Here is a 25,123-nt window from a genome sequence, read left to right on the forward strand (position 1 = left end):
GCGGTGTCAAGACGATCGAGGTCGCGGCCCGTACCGAACGCCCGGGTCGCGGCATGACAGTGCGTTCAAGGGCGGGGTACGTTGAATCGAGCCCGTGAGACCGACGGTGTCCACCCACGGAAAGTAGTATCGCCACATGCACGCTGACATCGACGGTGGTGTCCGAGTCATAACCCTCGCAGCGGGTTTTGAGTGGTCTTGGACAAAGAAAGATGTCAAGAGCTTTTGCAAGCGTGCAAGCTGGGACATTCAGTCGCGTGATGAGTACGGCGCCATCCTTCGCACGACGCTTGGCGTGAATCCTTCCATCTCGCATGTGACATATGATCCGGCTTTCCTGAAGCGACATGGCAAGAGTCAGCAACAAATTCTCCAAGTCTCCGTCTACGTGACCGATCTATTGGATCCGGACATGCCAGACATCGATATTTTTCTTGTAGATAAATTCGCAGAGCTATCGGCGCTGATCGATATCGAACTTGGAGAGCCCACAAGGCGTAGCCCGGGCTATCAACCCGAGATCGCTTGGTATCTACCGCATGCAGCAATCGTCTTGGCGGCTGGCAGCCGATTTCTTCAAATAGACGTTGTGAACCCCACGTACCAAGCATGGTGGGATCGCCAGGACGACGACGGGGACGACGATCTGGATGAACTTCTTGAACCAGACGAGAGCGGAGATGAAGTTGAGAATGGGCCACTCAGTGGCCCATTGGAATGGAATGACTATATTTCCGCGCTGGCTGCTACCTTGTGGTTGATGCCGGAGGATGGACGACTTGAGCTAGTTATCGCGAGTGGAGTAGTCCGGTTCACTCTCGTTGACTATCAATTGAGTTGTGAGATAGTTCTCAATGAAAATGCTATGATTATCACACATGAGGCGCAGTCGATTATTTCTCCAAACCTATGGGATGCATCCAATGATGGTAGCGTCATTATTTGGAAGTATAAATTGACCTGGCCCAGCGCTTTTGAGAAATACGAGCTCGCCGCAGCGGGGGTCGTGGAGATTATTCACAAGGTCTGTCGGGTTGACCATACATCCGACATAGTCGTCGAAGCGTGGAACCCCTCAGGTGATGCGCCTGACATATCACGGCTGGGTGTCGTCGAATACTTCGATTGATTTGTTTCGATTCTTGGAACTAACGGCCAGAAATCGGTATCCGCCTATCAGGCGCGGCTCGCACCATTCGGGCAGGCCGCGAGCGAATCTGTACCAGTCCAACGACTCCGAGCTGACTCAGTCGCACGACGTTATCCCATGGCAGCTTGGTCGGCTTCGGCCGAACCGCGACCGGCTTCGACCCGCACACCCCATCCTTCGGGCAAGCTGCGTCCAGATCCGCCGAACAGAGAACCCGCCGCCGCGGAGGTCCGGCTGAATCGACAAGAACGTGCTCAACTCGGCAATGTAGTGCGTTGTAAGCCGAGGCTGAGTGCAACGCGAGCCGTGGAGCACGTTGGTTGGATAGCTGAGCCGCTGGGCGTGACTCTTCGAGGGACCTGCGGCTCATCGCCCGAAAGCGAGGTCTGGCAGCGTCTTTCGGATGGGCTGACAATGGTGGAGCGTTGGCGGCGAACGAAGGAGCGTGCTGATGTTGCGGAACACGGGTATCTGCGCGGATGCGCCGGTTGAGCTTTCCGCTCGCGAAATGTCGCAGGCGCGTGCTGCGGCGAGAGGAGCCGCGAAGGCGGCACGCAGACCGTTCTCGAGGGCACGTGGGCAATATCGGCGCTACCGGCAGGCCACCGGGGCGGCCTATCTCGACTGGCCGCGTTGGCGTGCGGCGTATCTTCTCGCGTATCACGGCGGTATCGGTATCGGCCCGCTCGGCGGAGGCCGCAAGGACAGTGTTGCGGGGTGGGGATCTGGAAATGCGTGGGGCGGCATGCCTTCCGGGGGAGAAAGCTCCGGAACCTGGTGATCGGCAACGAATTCCGGACCAGCCGCGATCAGGGTCTGAATGAGGTTCCCAGTTCATGTTTCGGGGCGGTTCTGCATGGCAATCCATGGAGCTCGAGTCGGCAGCTTACTTGGCGGCATAGGCCTGACTCTGGCGATGACTCCGCGGTCTCAGATGAGCACGGCCAGTTGATTTTTCGCCGCACCGCGCTGGCCGGTTCGCTCAGCGCGACATGCGGCAGTTCCGTCAGTAGGGAGGCCGCATGAGCCAGTTGCCGACGTTGTCGGTGGACAGGATTGCAGCGGAGCGAGTTCTGCTGCGCAAGGCACAGAACACCGATCGGGACAGGCTCATCGAGTTACGCACCGACCCGCAGGTCGGAGCCTATATCGGTGGGCCGCTTCCACGGCAGCGTGTCGAGCAGTACCTCGACGAGATCGGCGGCGCAGCCAACGCGACGGCCACGCCCGGCACATTCATCATCGCCGACAAGGCCACCGACGACCTTCTCGGGACATTCGAACTCAAACGGCGACCAGCCGACTGGCCAGGACACGTCACCGATACCGGTGAAGAACTGGAACTGGGTTACCTGATGCGCCCCGACGCCTGGGGAGCCGGACTGGCGTGCGAGGCCGCCACTGCGGTGTTATGCGTTGCGGCGGAGGAGCTTCAGGATCAGCCGGTTCTTATCTCGACACAGACAGCCAATGAGCGCTCGCTCAGACTCGCGATCCGTCTGGGCTTCCAGCCGGTCGGCACGTTTGAATGGTTCGACGCCGAGCAGACCCTGTGCCTGGCCAACCTCCACTCGTTCAAGGCGTGATCAGTCGATAGCTCCAGCTCATCGGATTTCTGCTGGACGGTTCGGTCAGCGCACTACGGCGGCTAGCCGCCGTAGTTTCGAGTGAAATCCTGACCCGGATCGACATTGGGCACCGTGTAATCCGACGAGCTCCCCTCGACGCGAGTCTGCTCGACGGAAGGTACGGGTTCGGGAGGCAGCGTGCGCCACTTGGCGCGCGGATCAGCGTCCTGCTCGTGGTCATCGCTCGTCGACATGATGTCTCCTCCGACTCGTGTCACCGCCCGCCTGGTGACCAATTGTCCTGCTGCCATGGGATTTCCGACACGGGCCTCGGTGTCCAGGTTACCGATTAGCCGGTCGACGCAAGTGCGACCTCCGTCCACCGTCCCCGACCGGTCGGTCAGAGTTGCGTGTGACCGGAGCCGCTGAGGATGATCAGCGGCATCAACAGAGCGCCGAGGATATCGTTTCCGGTGCACTGGGCCGAGGCGCTGGAGCTGCCGGTCGGCTGGTTGCCGCAGTTCTGCACCGCCATGGACTTGGTCGACGAGCCCTGGGTGGCGGTGAGACTGTAGACGCCTTCGGGAAGCTTCGAGTGGTAGACGTACTGGATGATCCCGGTGCCGGCGGTGGATCCGGCTTGCGGGGTGAAGGTGCCGACGTTCTGCCCGTCCAAGGTGACCGTGACCTGCGCCAGGGCGTCCGCGCCGCTGGTGGCCACGAAGATCGTGCAGGTATTGCCTGCCCCTTCACATCCGCCGATGCCGGTGTCGACCTGTGTCAGATTCACATTGTCGACCGTGGCCGACGCCGATGCCGCCGCGACGACCGGTATCGCCATCATGGCCACCGTGACGGCCGCCCAACTCATTTGCCTCATCTGTACTTCCCGTCGGAGTAGTCGTTGCCGGCACCTGAGTGCCGCTCCGAGGTAACCACGTAGTGAGGCCCCGCACGCACAAATTGAAAATCCCGTACTTCAATTCGGCGTCCCGCTGGAAAGTCCACTCTCCGAACAACACCCACACCGCGGGTCATCTTGATCGAACCGGCCGCTAGCCGGCACGTCGATTCATTCGAGCCCCATACCCTCACTTCGGCGGTTCAGCGGGTTCGACCAGCCGAGATTATCTCTGCGAGTTGATCTTCGGGCGTGCCGCGTGGCCGGGTCGGTCAGCGCGGTCCGCGGCAGTGGCGGATGTCCGCCTTCCGCGCTCGGTCCCGGTGAACTTCTCGTGCAGGTCGCGCATGGATTTACGGAAACCCGCCTGTGAGGGCCATGGATTGCAGGGAAAGTTCACTTCGGACCGATGAGCGGATATCACGTCGATGAGGACGAAGATTCCAATGTCGCGCAGGATATCTTGGATCCGAACCTTCATCGGCGGCTGGGAACCGATGATCGTAGTTTCGGGTCTGTGCTGCACCGTCGTCACCTGTCGCTCGGTGGTGAAGCATCCCACCAGTGTGAGCGACTACCTGACCTGACCATAGCCAGGAAACCGGTTCGCCAGCTGGACAGTTCGCCGCTTGCCTGCGCCGGGGTGGTCAGGCAGGTGCGTCGCTTGTTCCGACGATGACCGCTCGGCCGAGAGTGTGCGGGATCATCACGATGTTGAGCATCGCAAGGCTGGCGGCGGGTGGCAATTCCAAATGATCGACCGAAAGTGCTGTCGCGCAGACGAATAGGCGGTGGGTGCCGGTGCCGGGCGGCGGCCGGACCCCGGAGTATGCCGCTTGCCCCAGATCATTCGTCAGGGTGAGGGCGCCGGCGGGCAGGTTACTGCCACCGCTCGCCCCGGCGTCGGCTTTGATGCTTCCTGCGGCGGCGGGCACGTCCTTGATCGCCCAATGCCAGAGTCCGCCGGGGATGGGTGCATCGGCGTCGAAGGCGGTGATGACCAGGCTTCGGGTGCCGTCGGGTAAGCCCGACCAGGCCAGTGCGGGAGATCGGTTGGCACCGGCCTCGGTGTTGTAGCAGGACGCCGGGAGGGCTCCGCCGTTCTCGAAATCATCACTGCGCAAGTCGAATTCGATGGCGGGCAAGGCCAATGCGTACGGGTTGTAGTTCATGATCGGGTCCTCCTGGAGCGATATGTACAGCATTGCTGTATATATCGGAAAGTACAGCGAAGCTGTATAGTTTGTCCAGTGAAGGATCCCGAGTACTCCGTGGCCGACGCCGAGCAACTTCGTGTCGCCGTCGGGAAATTCGTGCGCCGCGCCAGAAGCGTCGACACGATGCCGGCGGGGCAGGCCACCGTGCTCGGTCATCTGCGCAGGGATGGACCGCTGGCGATCGTGGCCCTGGCGGACCGGGAGCGTGTCCGCCACCAGACGATGGCTCGGACGGTGCGGCTGCTGGCGGACCAGGGATTGGTGGACGTCGCGGCCGATACCAGCGACAAGAGGCGTGTCATCGTGACACTGTCGAGCGAGGGCAGCGCCCGACTCGACGATGAACGAACGAGTCGAGCGGCATGGATCGCGCGGGTCGCGCAGCGGGAACTGACCGATCGGGAGCGGGCAGTCCTCAAAAGCCTTCCCGCAGTTCTCGAGAAACTCCTCACCGGCGGCATGTGAGGCGTACACCCGCTCACGCAGCGGCTGACGGAGCCTGATCGCCCCGCTCAGGCCGTTGCCTCCCACACGTACCCGTCCGGATCGGCGAACGAACCGATACCGCTGTTCATGACCAGGCCGTGCGAACCACCGCCTTCCAAGGAGACTCCCGCTTCCTTGGCGGCGGCCTTACGCGGGTACAAGGCCAAGGTGACCGGCGAGCCGGGCTGTGCGAACTCGGCGTACTTGCCGCCGAAGCTCTTCGACGGCGTCAAACCGCGATCGGCGTAGAACTGCTTGCTGCCCTTCACATCCGAGACGCCCATCAGCAGCACCAGGTCGTCGATTTCGCGGGTGAAGGGGCCGACGTCCTTCTTGTTCGAGGTGGCGATCTTCCAGATCGTCCCCTCCGGCGCCTGCACCACCGCGCTGTAACCCCACATGCTCTTCTTCGCAGGCTTGAGGACGGTGAATCCGGCCTCGATCGCGGTGCCGACGAGGCTGTCGACAGTGGAGGGCTGGGACACCACCAGCGACAGAATGAATCCGCGGAAGCCGGTCGTCGGGGCCGAGGAGGTCCGGAAGCCGAGCCGTTCACCCAGTCCGAACGCGGCGTCGTAGGTGGCGGCAGCGGCCTGGGGATCGGCGACCTCGAGGTGAATGTTGATGTCGGTGCTGGTGTTTGCGTTGATTTCCATGCTCATAACGCTAGATTCGGGCCGCCGCGGTCACATCCGTGCCGACCACCGAACCCACCACTGAGACTCAGTCGGTGGTTCGCCAGATGTTCCACGTAGTGGAGGGGGCCTGGCTTCCTTCCAGGCGGGCGACGAGTTTCGTAAAATAGGATTTTGCCGGGCAGCCGTCACCGCATTCCCGATGCCGCTCCCATCCGCGCTGGGCGGCTTCGAGATTCATTACCGGATAGTCCGGAACCTCATGGCTCACAGGAGTGTTCATGGCAACCGGCTCGAGCGAATCGTCGGGGCGATGCATCCGCCGAATGCGGGGACAAGCTTTCCGGATTCGATCAACAGCCGCTTCGCCTGCGATTTCACGCGACAGACCGTGACAGGACATTCCTTGTGCTGCTGCATGATTGACTGCGCGCGAGCCTCGGTGAGCGACTCCCGGGGAACAGCGCTGTGGTCGATGGGTGGAAGGCCAAACATTTCGGTCACCTCTCCAATAGGTTCGATGGGCTAACGAAGGTTTCCTACCCCCAATAACCAAGTCCACCAGGGGATATGACGAGTAGACTCTCGATCACTGATTTTTGGAATCTCAAATCCCCCATATCTACCTCGGAGATGCGGAGATTCCAGCACGGAACACCGCGAGCCGGGTGTTCCCACGACGGGGCCTTCCAAAATTCAACGCATCCGATAGTGAGGCGAACGAGATGGTTACCGGATCTACCCTCGCGCGAAGGGCTTTGGGCCGGGAATTGAAGAAGCTTCGAGACGCGAAGGGGATGAAGCAGTCCGAGGGCGGCAGGATTATCGGCGTTTCTCCGCAGACGATCGGACGCATGGAGGACGGGCTACCCACCAAGGTGTCGGACCTGTACATCAACGCCCTGTGCGATGGGTACGGGGCGAACGACGAACAGCGGACTGCCTTGCTGGAGCTAGCTCTGGAAGTCCGCACTATGGCGAAATCCGGGGGCGGCTGGTGGCGCGCATACGCCGACGAGCTCAACGTCGGTTTCGACCACTACATAGGACTGGAAGAGGCGGCCCGAAAACTCGTAATCTGGCGGGGCAGCGTGGTCCCGGGGGTACTTCAGACTCCCGAGTACCGCCGTGCGATCGCGTGGACCGAATCACCTGCACTGACGCCTGAGCAGGTAGAAAGACGCGTTCAGATGGCCATGCAGCGTCAGAAACGGTTACTCGACCCCGATTTCACCGTTGAGGTCGTCCTGTCGGAGTTCGTTCTTCGCGACCAGATCGGTGGACCTAGAGTGGTCGCCGACCAGCTCCGCAAGCTTGCTGAGATCGCCCAACTGCCCAACGTCACCATCCGCACAGTGCCGTTCGACAGCTCCGGACACCTCGGTTCACTGGTGGGACCCTTTGCGCTGCTGGAATTTCCGAAGCTTCCCGCCACAGGCCTGATAGAACCGCCGGTGATCTTTGTCGAGGGATTCGCCGGAGACCTCTATCTGGAGCGAGAGCCCGAATTGCGGCGATATCGCGACGCTTTCACCGAGATCAGCCGGGTAGCGTTGGACGAGGACACAACAAGGCAGCTCATACTGTCGATAGCCAAGGAGCATGGCCAGTGACTACCGATCTATCTGGAGCCCAGTGGTTCAAATCAAGCCGTAGCAGCAGCTCAGGCGGGGATTGCGTCGAGGCCGCGCATCTGGGCGGCGGCCAGGTCGGGGTGCGGGACTCGAAGGATCCAGGCGGACCGGCTCTCGTGTTCGCCCCGAACCAATGGGACACCTTCAATGCCGCCGTTCAGGCGGGCAAGTTCGACCAGGCGTAGCCCCCGGCTGCAAATGCCGAGGCCCCGAGCAGAATTCGACTCGGGGCCTTCGTCATACAGCTTCTACTTCAGGCGCAGGCTGCCGAACAATCCGTCGGTCTCGTCCTTCGGGCCGGCGGTGAAGTACAGGGCGTCGGCGTCGCCGAGGCTTTCGCCATTGCCGAAGAGCAGGCCCCAGAGGCCGTCGATGGCGATGGGCTTGCCGTCGGCGTCGCGGGCGTAGTCCTGGAACTTGCCGGTGGAATCGTCGAAGGCGAGCAGGCGGCCGGCGCCGCCGAAGTTGCCTACCAGCAGCTTTCCGGAGAGCGGGCCGAAGCCCTGGGGAGCGAGGGCCACGCCCCAGGGGGCGTTGAAACGGCCGCCGTCATCGAGGGTGCGGACCAGCTTGCCGCTGGCGTCGAACTCGGCGACCTTGCCCTTTTCGGGCTTGCCCTTGGCGGAGACTTCCTGATCCTTGTCGAGCTTGTTCTCTTCGCCCTTGTAGATCTTGGTGGCGTCCTTCTCGTCGGCCTGCGTGATCGCGTAGGTGACGAAGATGCGGTTGCCGATGGTGGCGACATTGAACGGCGCGGGATCGCAGATCTTGACCTTCTTGCCCTTGTTCGCGTCGGCCGGATCGACGGCGTCACCGGTGGCGAAGGGATTGGCGAAACCGGTGGTGGACACCAGCTTCCAGTCCTTGTCGAAGGTGCGGACCTGCGGGTCGGAGCCGAAGTCGGCGGCGATCAGCTTGCTGCCGTCGGGGCTCAGGGAAATGCCCTTGAAGCTCATTCCCTGTGCGGTGCCGTCGAATTCGAGCACGGCCGGACCGTCGTGCCGCACGACCGCGCCGGGCGTGGCGCCCTGTTCGGTCCAGCCGGAGATCTTGCCGGAGTCGGTGGCGAAAATGAAACGCGCCGAGCCGGTGAGCTTTTCATCCTTGCCGTCATAGCTGACCGGCTGATCGTGCACGGCGAAGATATCGGAGGTGATGGGCGCCGGATTGAAGATGACGCCGGTCGTCTTGCCCTCACTGTCGTCGTCATCGCCGACCACGGCATCCGCGCCGGGCACGGTGACGACCTTCAGCGGATCCTGGAACATCTTCTGGTACTTGGGATCCTGCGATTTGGTGACATCACCGACGAACTGGAAGGACTTGCCGCCCGCGCCGACCCAGAAGTGCCCGCCCGCGCCCTTGGGACGATCGGCAATGCCCCAGGCATTCACCATATCGGGGTAGGTGAACTGCGCCTTGTAGGAATCCTTGTTCGCAGCCAGATTGATCTGCGAATAATGGTTTCCGTCAAGCGACTTCACATCGGTGGCGTCCGGCTCCGATTTCGAGCAGGCCGCAGCGAGCAATAGCGCCGCGCCGACCGCGGTAATGCGCATCAGGTTCTTGCGCACCGGGGCGGCGTTCCAGCGTCCGTTCAATTCCCTCGTCCTTCCAGTCCAGACCGCGTGACCCCACGGTTAGGCGACGCTAACCATAGACGATTTAGGTGACGCTAACCATATCTGGAAGGACTTCGGGTATTCCTCAGACGTCGAATGCGGCCCTGACCCGGTCTTCGGTCAGACCGTAATCGGCCAGCGAGTACCGGTGCACCGGCTTGCGGTCACCGCTCTTGCTCTCCTCGTCGAGCGAACCCATCGAGGCGCGCGCCGGATCGGAGAACTCCAGCCCGAAGGCGGTATAGATCTTCTCGACCGTCCCCATCGGATCGGCCCGCAGCTCGTCGAATTCGATATCGATGAACTGCTCCGGGTTGTAGCGCGCCCGCGCGGCGGTGAATTCGCGCAGCCCGCGCGACCACAGTTCCAGCTGCGTCTCACCGATCTTGTCGCCGACGAAGGTGGTGGACCAGCCCGCCGCCGCCTGATCGGAAAGGCTGCACGAGGATCCGACGATCGTCACCGGATCACGATGGGTCTGGATGATGAGCGCATCCGGGTACACCGCCATGAGCGCATCCAGCGCGAACAGGTGGCTCGGATTCTTGAGCACCCAGCGCCGGCTGTCACCGAGCCCGATGAGCTGCAGATTCTTCTTGTGCCGCGTGTAGGAGTCGGTCCAGTCCTGCTTGCGCAGCCACTGCGAGTACGTCGGCAGATACGCCAGCGACTCGTAGGCGATGGATTTGAGCGTCTGCCGCAGCAGCTGCCAGCACTCCTCCACGTCGGCGGCGCTCATGTAGTGCACGCCCATGAATTCCGGATTCTCGATGCGGTGCTGCGCGAATCCGGCGTCGATGCGCTGGTAGATGGGATTGTCGGCCCAGGTGTCGCGCGGCGGCCGCGGCTGCGGGAAGTCCGCCAGCCACATCTCCAGCGCCTGATGGCCGGGGTCGGCGGCCAGCAGCCGATGCAGTGCGGTGGTGCCGGTGCGCGGCAGCCCGGTCACGAAAATCGGCCTGGTGACCGAGGTTTCGGCATACCCGGGGTTGGCCTTCCAGGAGGCCTCGCTCAGTGCCCGGGCGACGAGTGCCCCGCGCAGGAAGTACCGGCTCATCTTCGAGCCGAGCTCGGTGAGCCCGGCATCGCGCTGGTACGACTCCAGCAGGACGCTCAGGCCCTCCAGGTAGTCGTCCGAGCCGAAATCTTCGAGGCCGCAGACCCGGGTGGCCGAGGCGTGCAGATCCTCGACGGTGCCGACGGAGGTGCGTGCGCTCATAGGTAGAACTCCTTCTGGAGCCGGGAGCCCCTGTCGCACAGAGACTCCCGGTCGTTCGTAATCAGACGTGGTACTCGCCGCAGTTGACGTCGAGGGTCTGGCCGGTGATGGCATTGGCCCACGGCGAGGCCAGGAAGACGACGGCCTGGGCGATCTCGTCGGGCAGCGGCAGCCGCTTGAGATCGGACTTGGAAGCGGTCTGCTGGTACACCTGCTCCTGCGTGATCCCGTACTTCTTGGCGATCTCGCCGAAGTACCACTTCAACTGCTCGGTCCAAATGTAGCCGGGAGCAACGGTATTGACGCGAATACCCTTCTCCCCCAGTTCGGTCGACAGGGTCTGCGACAGGGCAAGCAGCGCCGACTTGGCGACCTTGTAACTGCCGTAGCGCGGCTCGGAGTGCCGCAGCACCGCCGAATTGATCATGACGACATTGCCCTTGGTCTCGGTGAGGACCTCGGTGAACGCCTGCGTCATGCGCAGCCCGCCGAGCACCGTGAGTTCGATGCTGTCGCGAATCTGCTGGAAGTCGGTGCGCGCCAGCGGCTTCATGGACGGTACCGAAAACGCGTTGTTCACCAGCACATCAACCTTGCCGAAGGTCTCCACGCTGCGCGCGAGCAGGTTCTGCACCTGCTCGTCGTCGGTGATATCGGTAGGCACGCAGAGCGTCTCACCGCCCTCGGCCTCGATCTCGGCCGCGACCTCCTTCAGCTTGGATTCGGTACGCGCTGCGAGCACGACCTTCGCGCCCGCCGCCGCGGCCTCCAGGCAGATGGACCGGCCCAGGCCCGGTCCGACGCCGCTCATGACGACAACCTTGTCGTTGAGCAGTCCCGTTTTGAGCCTGGTCATCCCAGCATCCTCCCTGCGAAAGCCCGCTGACGAGTGGCGATTCGATCACGCCAGCCCGCCTCGTCGATCTGATTGTGTGCGAAGTGCGGCAGCCGTTCGGCCACCTTGTCGAAGGGCACCAGTTCGATGGTGGGCCCCTGCTCCGGGGTAATGGGTGCGGACACCCGCTGCCAGCGGAACTGCAGAATGCCGAGCTTGCGCCCGGTGGTCTCGATCCAGTTGGCGATCCCCGGATTGCGCGCGGAGACCACCATGCGGATCAGGCCATCCGGATCGACCTGTGCCTGAGCATGATTGAGGCTGGTCTGGTGGTTGGAGTAGTCCAGCGAGATGTACCAGCGGCTGCCGAGCTGGAAACCCTGGTACGGCGCATCGGATTTCGGCACGGTGATGATGAGCGCCTGATCGTCCTCGAGCTCGAAGTGACCCACCGAGGAGTACTGCGTGCTCAAACCGCCTGGCGTGAGCCGGGGTTCGGTCAGGGTGTTGACCGGCAGGTTGAGATAGAACCACTTGGGGAAGTTGAACCAGGTGTTCACCCGGGTCAGCAGCATGCGGCCCGCCGCGCGGTACCGCTTGCGCAGGGCCGTCACATCGGCTTCGACCGGCGCGGTGCCGATGGTGTCGACCCGCTCGATCCGAATACTGCCCTTGCGCTCATTCGCCCAGTCGCTGTACACCTCTCGCACCGCGAGCATGGACGCGCCCTCGCCGAGCACGAAGTAGTTCGGCCCCGGATTCTCCTTGGGCGGACCGAACCGCAGCTGATAGCTGCCGTCCGCGGCGATCTCGAGCCGCCGGTCGTCGAAGGCATCGTCACCATTGGGCACATCGGTGGCGGTGTAATCACCCTTGAGCACCTGGAAGCTCAGGTCGGCCGTATTTCCCCGCACACCGGTGAGCAGGTATTCGCCGTCCGGCTCGACGGTGGCGTGGTAGTACAGCGTGTCCGGATTATCCAGGCCCATCTTGGTGTACGGCCCGGTGGAGGTCACGAAGTACGGGTGCGATTTGCCGTGCGCCCGCGAAAGCTGCAGCACCGCGGCAATACTGCCCTGCAGATAGTCGTAGCCCTCGGCGAGATCGTGCTCGTCGCGAATGAATTCCGCTCCGGCAATGAGCTTTTCGGCCTCCGCGACCGCAGCCAGGAAAGGCTCGGTCAGCGGCAGTTCGGCCTGGTCGTTGGTGGGTTCCATCAGGAGTCAGCACTTCCTTCTGAGAGACAGGGCTTAGGAGATAAAGCCGAGTTCGGTGCGGATGCGGAGGGCAACGTCGGCAGGGGTGCCCTGATCAGGGGTAATGGTGAGCTCGGCGTACTCGGGCCGCTCATACGGCGAGGAGATACCGGTGAACTCGGGCAGCTCCCCCGAACGGGCGCGCTTGTACAGGCCCTTGGGATCGCGCAGTTCGCACTCCTCGAGCGGAGTGTCCACGAAGATCTCATGGAACGGCAAATGCTTGCCCGCGTGCAGCTTTCGCGCATCCCGCCGCTGTTCCCGGAACGGGCTGATGAGCGAGACGATGGCGATCGTGCCCGCATCGGCGAACAGCGCGGCGGTTTCGGAGACACGGCGGATGTTCTCCCGGCGGTCCTCATCGGTGAACCCGAGATTGCTGGTGAGCCCATGCCGCAGGTTGTCGCCGTCGAGCAGATAGGCCGGTCGTCCGGAGGCGATCAGCTGGCGCTCCAATTCCACTGCGATAGACGACTTTCCGGAGCCGGACAGCCCGGTCAGCCAGATCGTCGCGCCTTCGCTGAGCCGCTGGGTGCGCTCCACCGCGGAGTTGTGCCACACCACATTCGCCCGCGGCCGCCGCCCCGTGGCGCGATGTCCGCGATCACTGGTGGCCTCGGTGAGGCCGGGCGTCCGGGCGGTGATCATGCCCGCCGCCACAGTCTGATTCGTGGTCTCGTCGACCAGAATGAAACTGCCGGTGGCGCGATTGTCGCGGTACGGGTCGAACATGATCGGCTGCCGGGTGTGCAGGGTGACGCGCCCGATGTCATTGAGCGCCAGCTGATCCGCCTCCGTCTGCCGGTGCAGGGTGTTCACATCGAGCCGGTAGTCCAGCTCGGTGACCCGCACCTTCGAGTTCTGGGTGGCGGTGCGAATGCTGTAGTCATTGCCCGCCCGCAGCTGCGCGGTATCGGAGAACCAGCACACCATGGCATCGATCTCACGATCCTGATGCGGCTGGTTGCCGGGCCGGGCGAGCATATCCCCACGGCCGATATCGATTTCGTCGTCGAGGGTGAGCGAGACCGCCATACCGGCGAAGGCCTCGTCGATCTTGCTGCCGCCCGGTCCCCAGATCTCCGTCACGTGACTGGTGCGGCCCGACGGCAGCGCCACGACCTCGTCGCCGGGCTTGAAGATGCCGCCCGCGATGGTGCCCGCGTAACTGCGCTGGCTCTCGCCGTGCGGGCGGATCACGTACTGCACAGGCAGTCTCGTATCGATGAGGTTGCGGTCGGAGGCGATGTGCACCTCTTCCAGATGCCGCAGCAGTGTCGGCCCCGGATACCACGGTGTGTGCTCGGACATATCGACCACATTGTCGCCGTGCAGCGCCGAGAGCGGAAGGAAACTGAGGTCGCCGACATCGAGCTTGGTCGCGAAATCCGCGAATTCCGAACGGATTTCCTCGAAGCGCTGCTCGGACCAGTCGACCAGGTCCATCTTGTTCACACACAGCACCAGGTGCCCGACGCCCAGCAGTGAGGACAGGAAGGCGTGCCGGCGCGTCTGCTCGGAGACGCCCTTGCGGGCATCGACCAGAATGAGCGCCAGATCCGCGGTGGACGCGCCCGTCACCATGTTCCGGGTGTACTGCACATGCCCCGGGGTGTCCGCGATGATGAATTTCCTGCGCGGCGTGGTGAAGTAGCGATACGCGACATCGATGGTGATGCCCTGCTCCCGCTCGGCGCGCAGTCCGTCGGTGACCAGCGCCAGATCCGGCTGACCGCTGCCGCGGGCCAGGCTGACCCGTTCGAGCGCGTCGAGCTGATCGGTGAACAGCGATTTGGAGTCGAACAGCAGGCGCCCGATGAGGGTCGACTTGCCGTCGTCGACACTGCCCGCCGTGGCGAGCCGTAAAAGGTTGCGGCGCATCAGAAGTAGCCCTCTCGCTTGCGATCTTCCATGCCGGAGTCGGAGATTCGGTCGTCGGCGCGGGTGGCGCCGCGCTCGGTGAGCCGGGTGACCGCGGTTTCGGCGATCACGTCGGTGGCGTTCGCCGCCTCGGATTCGACGCAGCCGGTGCAGTCGGCATCGCCCAGGGTGCGGAAGCGCACGGTGGTCTCGAAGACCTTCTCACCCGGTTGTGCGGTCAGGAACCTGTTGTCGGCCAACAGCATTCCATCGCGCTCGATCACCTTGCGGCGGTGCGCGTAGTACAGCGACGGCAGCGCCACCTCGGCGCGATCGATGTACTCCCAGATATCGAGCTCGGTCCAGTTCGAGAGCGGGAAGACGCGAATATGCTCGCCCTTGCGGTGTGCGCCGTTGTAGAGGCTCCACACCTCGGGGCGCTGCGCCCGCGGATCCCAGGCGCCGAACTCGTCGCGGAAGCTGAACACCCGCTCCTTGGCCCGCGCCTTCTCCTCATCGCGCCGGGCGCCGCCGAAGACCGCGTCGAAGCGCTCCTCGCGAATGCTGCGCAGCAGCGTGGCGGTCTGCAGCCGATTGCGGGTCTCCCCCGCGACCTCGGTGACCCGGCCGGCGTCGATATCGTCCTGCACCCGGCCCACCAGCAGCTGCGCGCCCAGGCGCTCGGCCGTCTGGTCCCGGAAGTTGATGACCTCGTCGAAATTGCGCCCCGTATCGATGTGCATGAGCGGAAAGGGCAGCGGTGCGGGCCAGAACGCCCGCCGCGCCAGTTCCAGCATGACCGCCGAGTCCTTACCGCCGGAGAACAGCAGCACCGGCCGTTCGAAGGTGGCGGCAACCTCTCGAATAATGTGCACCGATTCCGCCTCCAGGGCGTCCAAGTGCGACAACTCGTATCCCGCGCGCATTCGCTTCACTCACTCGCCGCGTCTTCCGGCAACGTGCCCGTCCGGGTGGTGTCCGCTCCGGGCTTGCGTTGTCGAATATTCGACGCTATTGTTCGATTATGTGACACCGACGATAGGTCGCTAGCCTGTGACGGTCAATACCCCGCACCGAATTGGTACGTCACATCCGGGCGTCCACCCGCCGGAAGCCGCCGCACGCACGAGCAGCAGAGGTCACCGTGTCTGAAATCAGCTCCGCCACCGCGCTGTCGGAAAACACGCTCACCAGCGAATCGAATGCGGTCTCCCCGCCCACCCGGCGCGTGGTGCAGACCATCGAGCTGCTGTCCCGGCATCCGGCCGAACATCTCTCGCTCGCGCGCATCATTCGCGGCACCGGCATGTCCCGCGCCACCGCGCACGCCGTACTGACCCAGCTCACCGCCGACGGCTGGACCATTCGCGATGAGGACGGCAATTACTGCCTGGGCCTGGGTCTGATGACGGTCGCCCGGCGCGCCGAGGCCGCCTTCCCCATTCGCCGCCTGGCCGCGGACGCCATGCGCGAACTGGCGCAGACGCAACAGGTCCCGGCCTTCCTGGCCGAGCGCGAGCAGAATTCGATCCTCATCACCGAGATGATCGGCACCCCGTCGGTGCATTGGATGCGGGCCGGTCGTCGTATGCCCTTCGCGCCGCCGGTCTGCCGCGAATTCATCGCCTGGGCTCCCGAATCCGCCCGCCGGCAGTGGCTGGCCGGCGCCGAGCCCGCGCACCGGCCGCGGCTCAATGCGGTCCTCGATGCCATTCGCACGCGCGGCTATTCCGTCGAGCGGCTCGCCGACGATTCCACGCCCATGCTGGAAGCCCTTGCGGCACTGCCGCATTCGCCTGTCACCGATCCGCTGCGGCATCGGCTCAGCGCCATGATCACCGAGCTCATCACCATCGACTATCTGCCCGACGAGCTCGGCGAAGACAATGCCGTCGTTTCGGTCTCGGCCCCCGTCTTCTCCCCCGACGGCACCGTGGTCGCCTCGATCGTCGCGTGCCCCGACACCCACCTGCCCGCGGCCCGGCTGCGCGAGCTCGCCGCCGCGACCGTCACCGCCGCCGCCACTGTCGGAACCGCACTGCGCCGATGACAACACCGCCCGGCGCCGATGACAGCGCGGCGGGACTCGGGCAGGATCACGGGATGGACGTCCTCACCTCCCGCGAGATCTACTCCAACCAGTGGATAACAGTCCGCGAGGACATCATCCGCCGCCCCGACGGGGAGCAGGCCATCTACGCCCTGATCGAGAAGTCCGATTTCGCGATCATCGTGCCGCAGGACGGCGACCGCTTCCACCTGGTCGAGCAGTTCAGACATCCACTGCGCCAACGGTGCTGGGAATTTCCGGGCGGCTCCGTCGCCGACAAGAGCCTCGACCCGGCCGAGGTGGCGCGGCAGGAACTGCGCGAGGAGACGGGCCTGCGCGCCGAGCGGCTGACCTACCTCGGCAGGGTGGCGCCCGCGCCCGCCACCAGCACCCACTACGGCCATATCTACCTGGCGACGGGGTTGACGGAGGGGCCGCACGAGCGCGAACCCTCCGAACAGGACATGCGGGCGGCGTGGTTCTCCCGGGCCGAGCTGGAATCGATGATCACCGAGGGCGTGGTCGCCGACGCGCAGACGGTCGCCGCCTACGGGCTGCTGCTACTGCACGAGCGCGATAACCGCTGAGCTACTCCGCCGCGCCCGCGTATTTGATGAGTCCGGCGACGACGTCGGGGAAGTCCGCGGTGATCTGGGCGCCGATCTCCGGGCCTGCGGCGTCGGCGGCGGGGCCGGTGATCTCGGTCCGGTAGGTCACCATGGTGCGGCCGGGGGCGAGCAGCTGCAGGCGGTGATCGGTGCGGATCTCGAAGCCCTCGCCGGTGAAGACGTCCGCCCAGAGGCGGCCCTCGATGATCTCCACGAATCGCAGTTCGACGGTGTCGCCGTCCGGTGAGGTCATCCGGAAGGTCGTCCCGACGGCGAAAGGCCCGTCCAGCTCGAAGCTTTCGATTCCCGGATTCCATTCCGGCCACCGGTCCGGATCGGACCAACTGCGCCACAGCGCCTCCGGATCGACATCGGTCTCGGCGCTGTATTCGTACTCCCACATGAAGCGTGAGTCTTCCACTTCCCGGCTGTACACGCCGGTTCTCAACGGTGGCAATACGGCCGAATCGCCGTTTCTGCCCCCTAGGATGCAGTGATAGTTCCTATGCATGACCAAGAAGGTGGTCCCCACCACCGGCGCGCACTGCTGCGCCCCTGGATGAGCGAGGTTGGAACGTCATGAGTGGCAATCATTTCCGTAATCGCACGGCCTGTACCGCGGTACTCACCGGCATGGCGGCGGTGTCCCTCGTTATGGCGGGCGCCGCCCAGGCCGATCCACTATGGCCCGGCGGGCCCGATGTCCCCGGCGTGCCGTCCATCATTCAGCCGCCGGCGCCCGCGCCGGTCACGGCCCCCTGCACGTCCGAAGGGGCCCGAGTCTGCATGAGCCTCTCCGACAATGAGGCCTGGCTCATGGAGAACGGCAAGGTCACCTACGGCCCCACACCCATCTCGCACGGACGGCCCGGGTTCGAAACCCCTCCCGGCGTCTTCCACGTGGCCTCCAAGAAGGAATACCACTGGAGCACCATGCACAATGCCGAGATGAAGTGGGCCGTGTTCTTCAACGGTGATATCGCCACCCATATCGGCCCGATCGAAGAGAAGTCGCACGGCTGCATCCGCATGACTCCGGAGGGCGCCGAAACCCTCTACCGCTGGGTCAACCCGGGCGATGTGATCGAAGTCGTCCGCTAGCTCCGCACCACGCACGGATAGCTCCGCACCACGCACAGACGAGCGCCCCGCCGAGAACTTCGGCGGGGCGCTCGCTTGCGGTGAGACCTGCAATCACCAAGGGAGCGGACCGTATTCGACGTCGCCGACCATGTAGTGACCCCAGAGCTGGCCGGACGGGCCGTCCGCGGGCAGGGTGGCGAGGTACACCGATGGCTCGGCCCCCTGAGTCGGGGTGCGAAAGCCGGTATTGCCGTTCAAGTCCGTGGCCGTGTAACCGGGATTGGCGGCATTCACCTTGATTGGAGTGTCCCACAGCTCCTTGGCGTACATGGCCGTGATCATGTTGAGGGCGGTCTTCGAAGACGGGTAGGGGATGGCAGCCATCGGCCACATGGGGCTTTCGGGGTCGGTCATCAGTGCGATGGAGCCGACTTCGCTCGAGACATTGACGATTCGGGCGGCCGGGGCGCGGCGCAGCAGCGGCAGGACGGCATTGGTCACCGCGACCACGCCGAAGACGTTGGTCTCATAGACCTTCCGCAAGGTGGCGAGGGTGGTGGACGAGGGCTTGTTGTCACCGTCGACGAATCCCCCGATGCCCGCATTGTTGATCAGGATGTCGAGGCTGCCGAACTCGGCGTCGATCCAGGCGGCGGCGCGAGCGATGGAGTCCTCGTCGGTCACGTCGAGCTGGACGAAATGCGCCTGTGCGCCTTCGGCTTTCAGCGTGTCGGCGGCGCCCTGGCCGAGATCCTTGTCGCGGGCCGCGACGAGGACGGTGATGCCGCGGGCGGCGAGTTGGCGGGCGGTTTCGTAGCCGATGCCTTTGTTGGCTCCGGTGATAAGCGCTGTGGTCATGTCACTCAGCATCGCGCTCGAAATCGGGGTTTGGGAGGACCAGGTTGTACCACCCACCCGGGGTGGAAGTAGCCGACACTGGAGGAATGGCGGATCGAAGCGAACTGGCGGATTTCCTGCGCACCAGGCGGAATCGTTTGCGGCCCAGTGATGTCGGGCTGCCGGACGGAATCAACCGGCGAGCAGCGGGATTGCGGCGGCAGGAGGTCGCGCAGCTGGCCGGGATATCGGTCGACTACTACATCCGGATGGAGCAGGCGCGCGGGGCGAAACCGTCACGGCAGGTGCTGACCGCGCTGGCGCGGGCGCTGATCCTCACGGTGGACGAGCGTGATTACCTCTTTCGCATGGGCGGGGAGAATCCGCCGACCGTCGCCGGACCGAATCGCACTGTCCCACAGTCGGTTCGAATCATCCTGGATACGCTCGCCACGCCCGCATACGTCGTCGACGCCAGCTACGAGATCCTCGCCTGGAACGAGCCGGCCATCCCCTTCATCGGCGATCTCGACGCCCATCCCGACCATGAACGCAATATGGTGCGCTGGATGTTCATTCAGGCCGGCGACCACCCGCAGTGGTCGGACGAGTCGATCCTGCACTTCGCCCGTTCCACCGTCGCCGATCTGCGCGCCGCCTACGCCCGCTATCCCGGCAACCCCGTACTGGCCCGCCTGATCACCGAATTACTCGGCACCGCACCACGTTTCGCCGAAATGTGGAACTCGCACGACGTCGAGGTCCGCCGCGGCCACAACAAACGCATCGACCACCCCGCACTGGGCCTGCTCGAGTTCGAATGCCAGGTGCTGCACATCTCCGACACCGACCAGCGGATGATCGTGTACTGCGCCACGCCCGGCACCCCCACCGATGCCGCATTCCGCGCCTTGGCCGCCGCCCGCTCAACGACCGCCTGACCCCCACCGATCCATCCGTCACCAGGCCCGCACACGAACTCCGCCCTGCGCTGAGCCAACTGCCCACCGCCGCTGGGTCGAGTCCCACCTAAGCCGAGCATGTTGCGACCGATCACCCCTCGGATTCGAGTTCACGCTGCAGCCGGATGCGCCTGGTCCTACAGCGCGCTGTAACCGGGAGTCCTATCTCTTACCGACAGCCGCGCCACACCGCACTTCACCGAAGTCGTCACGGGCGCAGGATTTCTCGCTGACGGGTGCATCCATGATCAAATCTCTCACACTGCTCGCCTCGCTCGCGGTCGCCGCGAGCAGCTTCGGCCTCACCGCCGCCGACACCGGTACGGAAGGCGGCCCCGCCTGTCTCTGGGCCGGTGCCGCCTACCCGCAGGGCGCGGACCTGAGCGCGGGCGGCTCCCACTACACCTGCGGATCACAGGGCTCCACGCCCTACTGGACCCGTGGGCAAGCGGCGGCTTTCAGCACCGCGCCCAACCCCGGCGCGGACACCAATCCGTCGGGCAGATTCAGCGCGGGCGCACGCCAACCCGGCACCGAATACGAGGACACCTGCGTCGGAGACCAATTCATCCCGGGCCCCGACGACGTCTACCAAGCGGTCCAGACCAGCGGCGGCCTGCTGTGGAAATCCGCGGGCCCGATCTCGCAATGGGCGTTCGACCCCGGCGCGGTACACCCGCAGACCACTCGATCCTCCGGCCTCTGCATCGACGGCGTCCTGACCTGATCCACCAGAATCCGTTGCGCCCCAGCAATGACGCTGGGCAGTGGATGACCGACGACGTTCATCCCCCGCACCGACAGGTACCCGCGACAGCGGGCCGTGAAGCCACCGGCCGCCCTCGTCACCCCGACGTCCGGCGGCCGCAATCGAACGAGACATGTTGCAGTACTATGGGTGTGAATCCTGGCCGCACGCGGGATGACACAGGTGATGCCACCCGGACCTCGGTCGCGACAGGGGTATGGCCGAGCCGGCCGAATGGGGTCGAGCGAGGCGAGCCGTGCCAGGGAGCTGGATGGGCGGCCGAGAGCGGACCGGGCCGGGCGGGCCTACCCGACCACGCAGGACATAGCCAGACCAAGCCGGGCGGGCCTACCCGACCACGCAGGGCATAGCCAGACCAAGCCGGGCGGTTCCCGGTCAGGCGGGGCGGTTCCGGGTCAGACGGGGCGGTTCCCGGTCAGGCGGGGGTTCGAGATCAGGCGACGGGGTTCGAGATCAGGTAGCGCTGGATGGTCGGGCCGATTTCGGCGATCAGTTGGTCGGGGGTCAGGGCTACCACGGGGGGAATGCGGAGGACGTAGCGGCAGAGGGCTATGCCCAGCATCTGGGTGACGATGAGGGCGGCTCGCCGGGGGGCGTCGGCGGGGTCGCCGACGGTGAGGACCGAGGGCATGACCTGTTCGGCGAAGATTTGGCGGACGCGGTCGGTGACCGTGTCGTCGGTGACGGCGGAGCGCATCAGGGTCAGGATGATGTCGTTGCCGGGCGCCTGCTCCCAGAGTTCGAGGAAGCGGCGCACCATCAGTTCGCCGAGCGAATCCGGCTGTGCGGCACTGAGATCGGGCAGGTCCAGGCGAATATCCACGGCGGCGGCGAACAGGCCGTCCTTATTGCCGTAGTAGCGCATGACCATGGACGGGTCGATTCCGGCGTCGGCCGCGATGGCGCGAATGGTCGCCTTCCGGAACCCGTCCTCGGCGAATCTCCGGCGCGCGGCCTCGAGGATCGCGGCGCGGGTGGCGTCGGATCGGCGCGGGGTGCTCTCGACTGTCATGCCAACGACTGTAGGCCAACAACTGTTGACACGCCCGCGCCGGGGCCCTAATGTCTAAGTCAACAGATGTTGGCCAACACATGTTGGCAAAGCTCGAGGAGTCGACATGAACACCATTCCCGCCACCACCACCGTCGCCATCGTCGGCGCGGGCCCGGCCGGTCTGACCGCAGGCATCGCTCTCGCCGACGCGGGCATCGAGGTGGTACTGCTCGACCGCCTGGCCGAAGGCGCGAACACCTCCCGGGCCGTCGTTGTCCACGCTCGCACACTGGAAGTGCTGGCGGACTACGGAATTGCCGATCAGCTCATCGAACACGGCATCCAGACCCCGAACTTCGTCATGCGGGACGGCGAGCACGTGCTGGCCCGGGTCTCGTTCTCCAAGCTCCCCACCCCGTACCCCTACGCCCTGATGATCGGGCAGGAATCCACCGAGGCCATCCTGCTGGCCCGGCTGGAGAAGGCGGGCGGGCAGGTGCACCGCCCCTACGAGGTCACCGGCCTCACCCAGGACGGCAGCGGCGTCACACTCGAATACACCGGCCCGGAGGGCACGGGCACGCTGCGCGCGGACTACGTGATCGGCGCCGACGGCATGCACAGCAAGGTCCGCGAGGCAGCCGGTATCGGCTTCACCGGTTCCACCTATCAGGAATCCTTCGTCCTGGCCGATATCCACATGACCTGGCCCGACCCGCGCGACGAGGTCTCGCTGAGCCTGTCCCCCGAGGGCGTCACCGTCGTCGCGGCCCTGCCGGATGCAACCGACACCCGCTACCGCGTCGTCGCGACCATTGCCGAGGCCCCCGAAAAGCCGAGCCTCGAGGATGTGCAGGCGATCCTGGACCAGCGCCGCCCCGATTCGAACGTGAAAGTCCATGACGTGCTGTGGAGCTCACGCTTCCGCGTCCACCACCGCCTGGCCGACCACTACCGCGCCGACCGCATCTTCCTCGCCGGCGACGCCGCCCACGTGCACAGCCCCGCCGGCGGCCAGGGCATGAACACCGGAATCCAAGACGCCGCCCTCCTCGGCACCCTCCTGGCCCGCACCCTCCACGGCGCCCCCGACCTTCTCGACACCTACGAAACAACCCGCCGCCCGGTAGCAGCCGGCGTAGTCAAGTTCACCGACCGCATGACCCGCATGGCCACCCTGCGCCCCCGACCCGCCCGCCTGATCCGAAACCTCCTCATCACCACCGCAACCCGCCTCCCCGCAGTCCGCAACACCCTCGCCTACCAACTCTCCGAACTCGCCACCCGCTGACCCCACCCCCACCAAAATCTCCGCCCCCAGCCACGGCCGGGGGCGGATGTCGTTATCCCGCAACAGCACCGGGAGTCGACTGAACAGCCGATCACCAGGAACTGACGGCGGTATCGCCCGAGAACCGCCCGCCACCATTTCCTGGTGATCTTGAAAGCCGGCTTGGGTCGATGTGCCGGGGGTGGTCAGCTCACGGAGACGAGGGCGTCTCGGGCTTCCATGAGGGCGAAGCCGAGGAGGTTTTCGCCGCGCCACTGGGAGGGGTCGGCGGCGGCTGGGTTTTCGGCGCCCAGGCCGATGCCCCAGATGGTGTCGCGGGGGGCGGCTTCCACGAGGATTTTGTCGCGGGTGGCGAGGAGGAAGTCGCGGAGGGTGTCGTGCTGGCCGAATTTGGCGATGCTGCCGCGCATGACGATATCGAAGCGGTGGGCTACCCAGGTGTTCTGGTCGAAGCCGCGGACCTCGCGGCCGAGCCGTTTGGCGTCGGCGGGGGTGGCGCTGGCCAGCACCCGGTCGCGGACCTCCTCGTCACCGAAGAGGCGGGCCTTCTCGCCCATCATGAAATGCTCTGCGCTGCGGTAGGTCTGGCCGTCGACGGTGAATTCCACCGGCCACCACTGGCTCAGAACCCACTTGCCCACCTCGTACCCCGGTGTGCGCGTATGCCCCCAGAAATAGAGGAATTCCGGTGCTGCCCCCGCCGCCATTTCGGCGGTCAATTGTGCCCTGTCCACAAATCCCGACCCTAGTGGACCGCCATGACAGCCTCCGACCCAATATTCGCCACACCGCCGGACCCGCCGCCGAAATCAGGATCAACCGGACGATCCCCACGAGACTTCGCACCCCAACACACCATCGGGTCCCCAGCCTGTGTGGATCCCGGCCAAAAGCCTGCCGGGATGACGGGGTATCTCGAACAGGCTCAGTAGCCGGGCAGGGCGCGCAGGCAGGCCATGACCTCGGCTGACGGGTGGTCCTTCACTCGATAACGGGGCGGGTCGTATCCGTCGACCGGCGTCAGATCGATATGCGCCACAACGTCTTCCCACGCGACCCGGACGACCTCGCCCCCACTGGTCACCATGCAGACGAAGTGTGCTCGCGGCAGCAGGGTGGGAACACCGTCGGTCCAGGGCGTCATGGTGTGCGAAGTCCCATCGGGCGCACGCACATGCATGAGTTCGCTGACCGCTTCCTCCCGAAACCGGTCGGCCCGTAGATGTTCGGTCTGGGTGCGATAGGTACTGGAGGCCAGCCCCACCTCGAGCCTCCGCAGCGCATGCCAGGCCGGATGCTCATCGGGCAGTCGCAGCGGCACCAACTCCCCCTCCTCGTCCACCGTGTACGGCAGCGGCGAGAGCGGGCGCAAGGCCTCGCCGTATTTCTCCTCCGCCATTTCCAGGAAGATCGGCAGCTGCTCCTCCGCCGCCCCGAGCACCACGAACATGCCTAGGTGCCCGGGTAGCAATACCATCGGGCGCACACCCGTCCGCGCCCGCACACCGGCCAGCCACCCACCGAGCAGCGGCAGTGATCCGACATAACTCTCGCCGTCGTCATCGGCGAATTCGAGAACCCTGATCCCCGTGCAGGGTTCGAATGCCTCCAGCGTATTCATCGCCAGCCCGGCCATATTCATATGCGCGGACCGGAAGACACGATCGGCGTCCACACCCCAGCGCTGCAGATCGACCGTGGTGACAAAATGCACCGTGCGCGGATTGTCGATCACGATCATCTCGATCAGATACGGCAGCGCCGGCCGCCACACCATTACCTGACGGCTGTCGAAACCCTCGAAATCCAGGTGAATACGCCCGGATCCACGCAGCACCGGACGTAGTCGACCCACCACCGAATCCCAGGTGTCCGGCTCACCCTCGGACAGAAACGCCTGCAGCAGATCGGCGACCCGGCGGCGGCGCTCCTGATCCGGTTGCCCCTGGCACCGTTCGAACAGCGTGTGCAGCACTATCTTCCCGTGCCCGGTATCCCGGAATCGGAATGCGACCTCGAACGCCTCGATATCGAATTCCGCCGAATCGATCCCTTCGTACTGCTGGACCTGCGCAAGCACCTTGTTGCCGAACCGATTTCGCTCCAACCTCATATCCCCGCCCGAAGAACTCATGGCGCGGACTAT

The 25,123-nt window shown here is 64.7% G+C and carries 26 protein-coding genes; 11 read left to right on the forward strand and 15 right to left on the reverse strand.

What is annotated here, in order from left to right; translation table 11 throughout:
- Positions 1 to 136: 136 nt before the first annotated feature.
- Together OG326_RS33235 and OG326_RS33240 are read left to right on the forward strand one after the other, a co-directional pair.
- Complete coding sequence (locus OG326_RS33235; protein ID WP_327141083.1) at positions 137 to 1,129, forward strand: DUF6301 family protein; 993 nt, start codon at positions 137 to 139, stop codon at positions 1,127 to 1,129.
- 1,043 nt (positions 1,130 to 2,172) lie between these two features.
- Entirely contained in the window at positions 2,173 to 2,736 is a 564-nt protein-coding gene (locus OG326_RS33240) for a GNAT family N-acetyltransferase (RefSeq protein WP_327141084.1), read from the forward strand.
- Positions 2,737 to 2,798: 62 nt separating this feature from the next.
- Here the strand turns inward: OG326_RS33240 and OG326_RS33245 are convergent, their stop codons facing one another.
- The 3 genes from OG326_RS33245 to OG326_RS33255 form a co-directional block, all read right to left on the reverse strand.
- Positions 2,799 to 2,972 (reverse strand): hypothetical protein, encoded by a 174-nt coding sequence (locus OG326_RS33245; protein ID WP_327141085.1) that lies wholly within the window; start codon positions 2,970 to 2,972, stop codon positions 2,799 to 2,801.
- Positions 2,973 to 3,118: 146 nt separating this feature from the next.
- Complete coding sequence (locus tag OG326_RS33250; RefSeq protein WP_327141086.1) at positions 3,119 to 3,598, reverse strand: hypothetical protein; 480 nt, start codon at positions 3,596 to 3,598, stop codon at positions 3,119 to 3,121.
- A 668-nt stretch (positions 3,599 to 4,266) separates the two neighbouring features.
- Complete coding sequence (locus tag OG326_RS33255; RefSeq protein ID WP_327141087.1) at positions 4,267 to 4,791, reverse strand: YbhB/YbcL family Raf kinase inhibitor-like protein; 525 nt, start codon at positions 4,789 to 4,791, stop codon at positions 4,267 to 4,269.
- A gap of 99 nt (positions 4,792 to 4,890) precedes the next feature.
- Between OG326_RS33255 and OG326_RS33260 the strand changes: the two genes are divergently transcribed.
- Entirely contained in the window at positions 4,891 to 5,301 is a 411-nt protein-coding gene (locus tag OG326_RS33260) for a MarR family winged helix-turn-helix transcriptional regulator (RefSeq protein WP_327141088.1), read from the forward strand.
- 47 nt (positions 5,302 to 5,348) lie between these two features.
- On the opposite strand, the gene OG326_RS33265 is transcribed toward OG326_RS33260, so the two are convergent.
- Positions 5,349 to 5,978: a glyoxalase gene (locus OG326_RS33265; RefSeq protein ID WP_327141089.1), complete on the reverse strand. Its 630-nt coding sequence runs from the start codon at positions 5,976 to 5,978 to the stop codon at positions 5,349 to 5,351.
- 704 nt (positions 5,979 to 6,682) lie between these two features.
- On the opposite strand from OG326_RS33265, the gene OG326_RS33270 reads away from it, so the two are divergent.
- Positions 6,683 to 7,570, forward strand: a complete 888-nt coding sequence (locus tag OG326_RS33270; protein WP_327141090.1) for a helix-turn-helix domain-containing protein — start codon at positions 6,683 to 6,685, stop codon at positions 7,568 to 7,570.
- Complete coding sequence (locus OG326_RS33275; protein WP_327141091.1) at positions 7,567 to 7,776, forward strand: DUF397 domain-containing protein; 210 nt, start codon at positions 7,567 to 7,569, stop codon at positions 7,774 to 7,776. The genes OG326_RS33270 and OG326_RS33275 overlap by 4 nt, the downstream gene beginning before the upstream one ends.
- A gap of 63 nt (positions 7,777 to 7,839) precedes the next feature.
- On the opposite strand, the gene OG326_RS33280 is transcribed toward OG326_RS33275, so the two are convergent.
- The 6 genes from OG326_RS33280 to cysD form a co-directional block, all read right to left on the reverse strand.
- On the reverse strand, positions 7,840 to 9,192 hold the full coding sequence (locus OG326_RS33280) for a TIGR03118 family protein (protein ID WP_327141092.1): 1,353 nt from the start codon (positions 9,190 to 9,192) through the stop codon (positions 7,840 to 7,842).
- A 106-nt stretch (positions 9,193 to 9,298) separates the two neighbouring features.
- A complete protein-coding gene (locus OG326_RS33285) occupies positions 9,299 to 10,432 on the reverse strand; it encodes a sulfotransferase family protein (protein ID WP_327141093.1) in 1,134 nt (377 codons plus the stop codon).
- Positions 10,433 to 10,493: 61 nt separating this feature from the next.
- Positions 10,494 to 11,288 (reverse strand): SDR family oxidoreductase, encoded by a 795-nt coding sequence (locus OG326_RS33290; protein ID WP_327141094.1) that lies wholly within the window; start codon positions 11,286 to 11,288, stop codon positions 10,494 to 10,496.
- Positions 11,285 to 12,484, reverse strand: coding sequence for a hypothetical protein (locus tag OG326_RS33295; RefSeq protein ID WP_327141095.1), 1,200 nt, complete (start codon positions 12,482 to 12,484; stop codon positions 11,285 to 11,287). Before OG326_RS33295 ends, OG326_RS33290 begins: the two co-directional genes overlap by 4 nt.
- Positions 12,485 to 12,517: 33 nt before the next feature.
- Positions 12,518 to 14,404: an adenylyl-sulfate kinase gene (gene cysC / locus OG326_RS33300; protein WP_327141096.1), complete on the reverse strand. Its 1,887-nt coding sequence runs from the start codon at positions 14,402 to 14,404 to the stop codon at positions 12,518 to 12,520.
- The gene (gene cysD, locus OG326_RS33305) at positions 14,404 to 15,309 is read right to left on the reverse strand and encodes a sulfate adenylyltransferase subunit CysD (RefSeq protein WP_327146655.1); all 906 of its coding nucleotides are present in this window, start codon (positions 15,307 to 15,309) and stop codon (positions 14,404 to 14,406) included. The genes cysC and cysD overlap by 1 nt, the downstream gene beginning before the upstream one ends.
- A 218-nt stretch (positions 15,310 to 15,527) precedes the next feature.
- Between cysD and OG326_RS33310 the strand changes: the two genes are divergently transcribed.
- Both OG326_RS33310 and OG326_RS33315 read left to right on the forward strand, forming a co-directional pair.
- A complete protein-coding gene (locus tag OG326_RS33310) occupies positions 15,528 to 16,433 on the forward strand; it encodes a helix-turn-helix domain-containing protein (RefSeq protein WP_327141097.1) in 906 nt (301 codons plus the stop codon).
- Positions 16,430 to 17,020, forward strand: a complete 591-nt coding sequence (locus tag OG326_RS33315) for an NUDIX hydrolase (protein WP_327141098.1) — start codon at positions 16,430 to 16,432, stop codon at positions 17,018 to 17,020. The genes OG326_RS33310 and OG326_RS33315 overlap by 4 nt, the downstream gene beginning before the upstream one ends.
- Position 17,021: 1 nt before the next feature.
- On the opposite strand, the gene OG326_RS33320 is transcribed toward OG326_RS33315, so the two are convergent.
- Entirely contained in the window at positions 17,022 to 17,462 is a 441-nt protein-coding gene (locus OG326_RS33320; RefSeq protein WP_327141099.1) for an SRPBCC family protein, read from the reverse strand.
- Between the two features lie 158 nt (positions 17,463 to 17,620).
- Here OG326_RS33320 and OG326_RS33325 point away from each other — a divergent pair, with 158 nt between their 5' ends.
- Positions 17,621 to 18,142 carry a L,D-transpeptidase gene (locus OG326_RS33325; RefSeq protein ID WP_327141100.1) on the forward strand — a complete coding sequence of 174 codons (522 nt, stop codon included), beginning with the start codon at positions 17,621 to 17,623 and terminating at the stop codon, positions 18,140 to 18,142.
- Positions 18,143 to 18,235: 93 nt separating this feature from the next.
- Here the strand turns inward: OG326_RS33325 and OG326_RS33330 are convergent, their stop codons facing one another.
- Positions 18,236 to 18,982 carry an SDR family oxidoreductase gene (locus OG326_RS33330; RefSeq protein ID WP_327141101.1) on the reverse strand — a complete coding sequence of 249 codons (747 nt, stop codon included), beginning with the start codon at positions 18,980 to 18,982 and terminating at the stop codon, positions 18,236 to 18,238.
- 86 nt (positions 18,983 to 19,068) lie between these two features.
- Here OG326_RS33330 and OG326_RS33335 point away from each other — a divergent pair, with 86 nt between their 5' ends.
- Both OG326_RS33335 and OG326_RS33340 read left to right on the forward strand, forming a co-directional pair.
- Positions 19,069 to 19,902, forward strand: a complete 834-nt coding sequence (locus OG326_RS33335; RefSeq protein ID WP_327141102.1) for a helix-turn-helix transcriptional regulator — start codon at positions 19,069 to 19,071, stop codon at positions 19,900 to 19,902.
- 265 nt (positions 19,903 to 20,167) lie between these two features.
- On the forward strand, positions 20,168 to 20,650 hold the full coding sequence (locus tag OG326_RS33340; RefSeq protein WP_327141103.1) for a hypothetical protein: 483 nt from the start codon (positions 20,168 to 20,170) through the stop codon (positions 20,648 to 20,650).
- A 475-nt stretch (positions 20,651 to 21,125) separates the two neighbouring features.
- On the opposite strand, the gene OG326_RS33345 is transcribed toward OG326_RS33340, so the two are convergent.
- On the reverse strand, positions 21,126 to 21,704 hold the full coding sequence (locus OG326_RS33345; RefSeq protein ID WP_327141104.1) for a TetR/AcrR family transcriptional regulator: 579 nt from the start codon (positions 21,702 to 21,704) through the stop codon (positions 21,126 to 21,128).
- Between the two features lie 106 nt (positions 21,705 to 21,810).
- On the opposite strand from OG326_RS33345, the gene OG326_RS33350 reads away from it, so the two are divergent.
- Positions 21,811 to 22,977 carry an FAD-dependent monooxygenase gene (locus OG326_RS33350; RefSeq protein ID WP_327141105.1) on the forward strand — a complete coding sequence of 389 codons (1,167 nt, stop codon included), beginning with the start codon at positions 21,811 to 21,813 and terminating at the stop codon, positions 22,975 to 22,977.
- Positions 22,978 to 23,162: 185 nt separating this feature from the next.
- On the opposite strand, the gene OG326_RS33355 is transcribed toward OG326_RS33350, so the two are convergent.
- Positions 23,163 to 23,711, reverse strand: a complete 549-nt coding sequence (locus OG326_RS33355) for an NADAR family protein (RefSeq protein ID WP_327141106.1) — start codon at positions 23,709 to 23,711, stop codon at positions 23,163 to 23,165.
- 191 nt (positions 23,712 to 23,902) lie between these two features.
- The gene (locus tag OG326_RS33360; RefSeq protein ID WP_327141107.1) at positions 23,903 to 25,111 is read right to left on the reverse strand and encodes a hypothetical protein; all 1,209 of its coding nucleotides are present in this window, start codon (positions 25,109 to 25,111) and stop codon (positions 23,903 to 23,905) included.
- Between the last annotated feature and the right edge of the window lie 12 nt (positions 25,112 to 25,123).

The organism is Nocardia sp. NBC_01327 (genome assembly GCF_035958815.1).
GTDB lineage: Bacteria > Actinomycetota > Actinomycetes > Mycobacteriales > Mycobacteriaceae > Nocardia.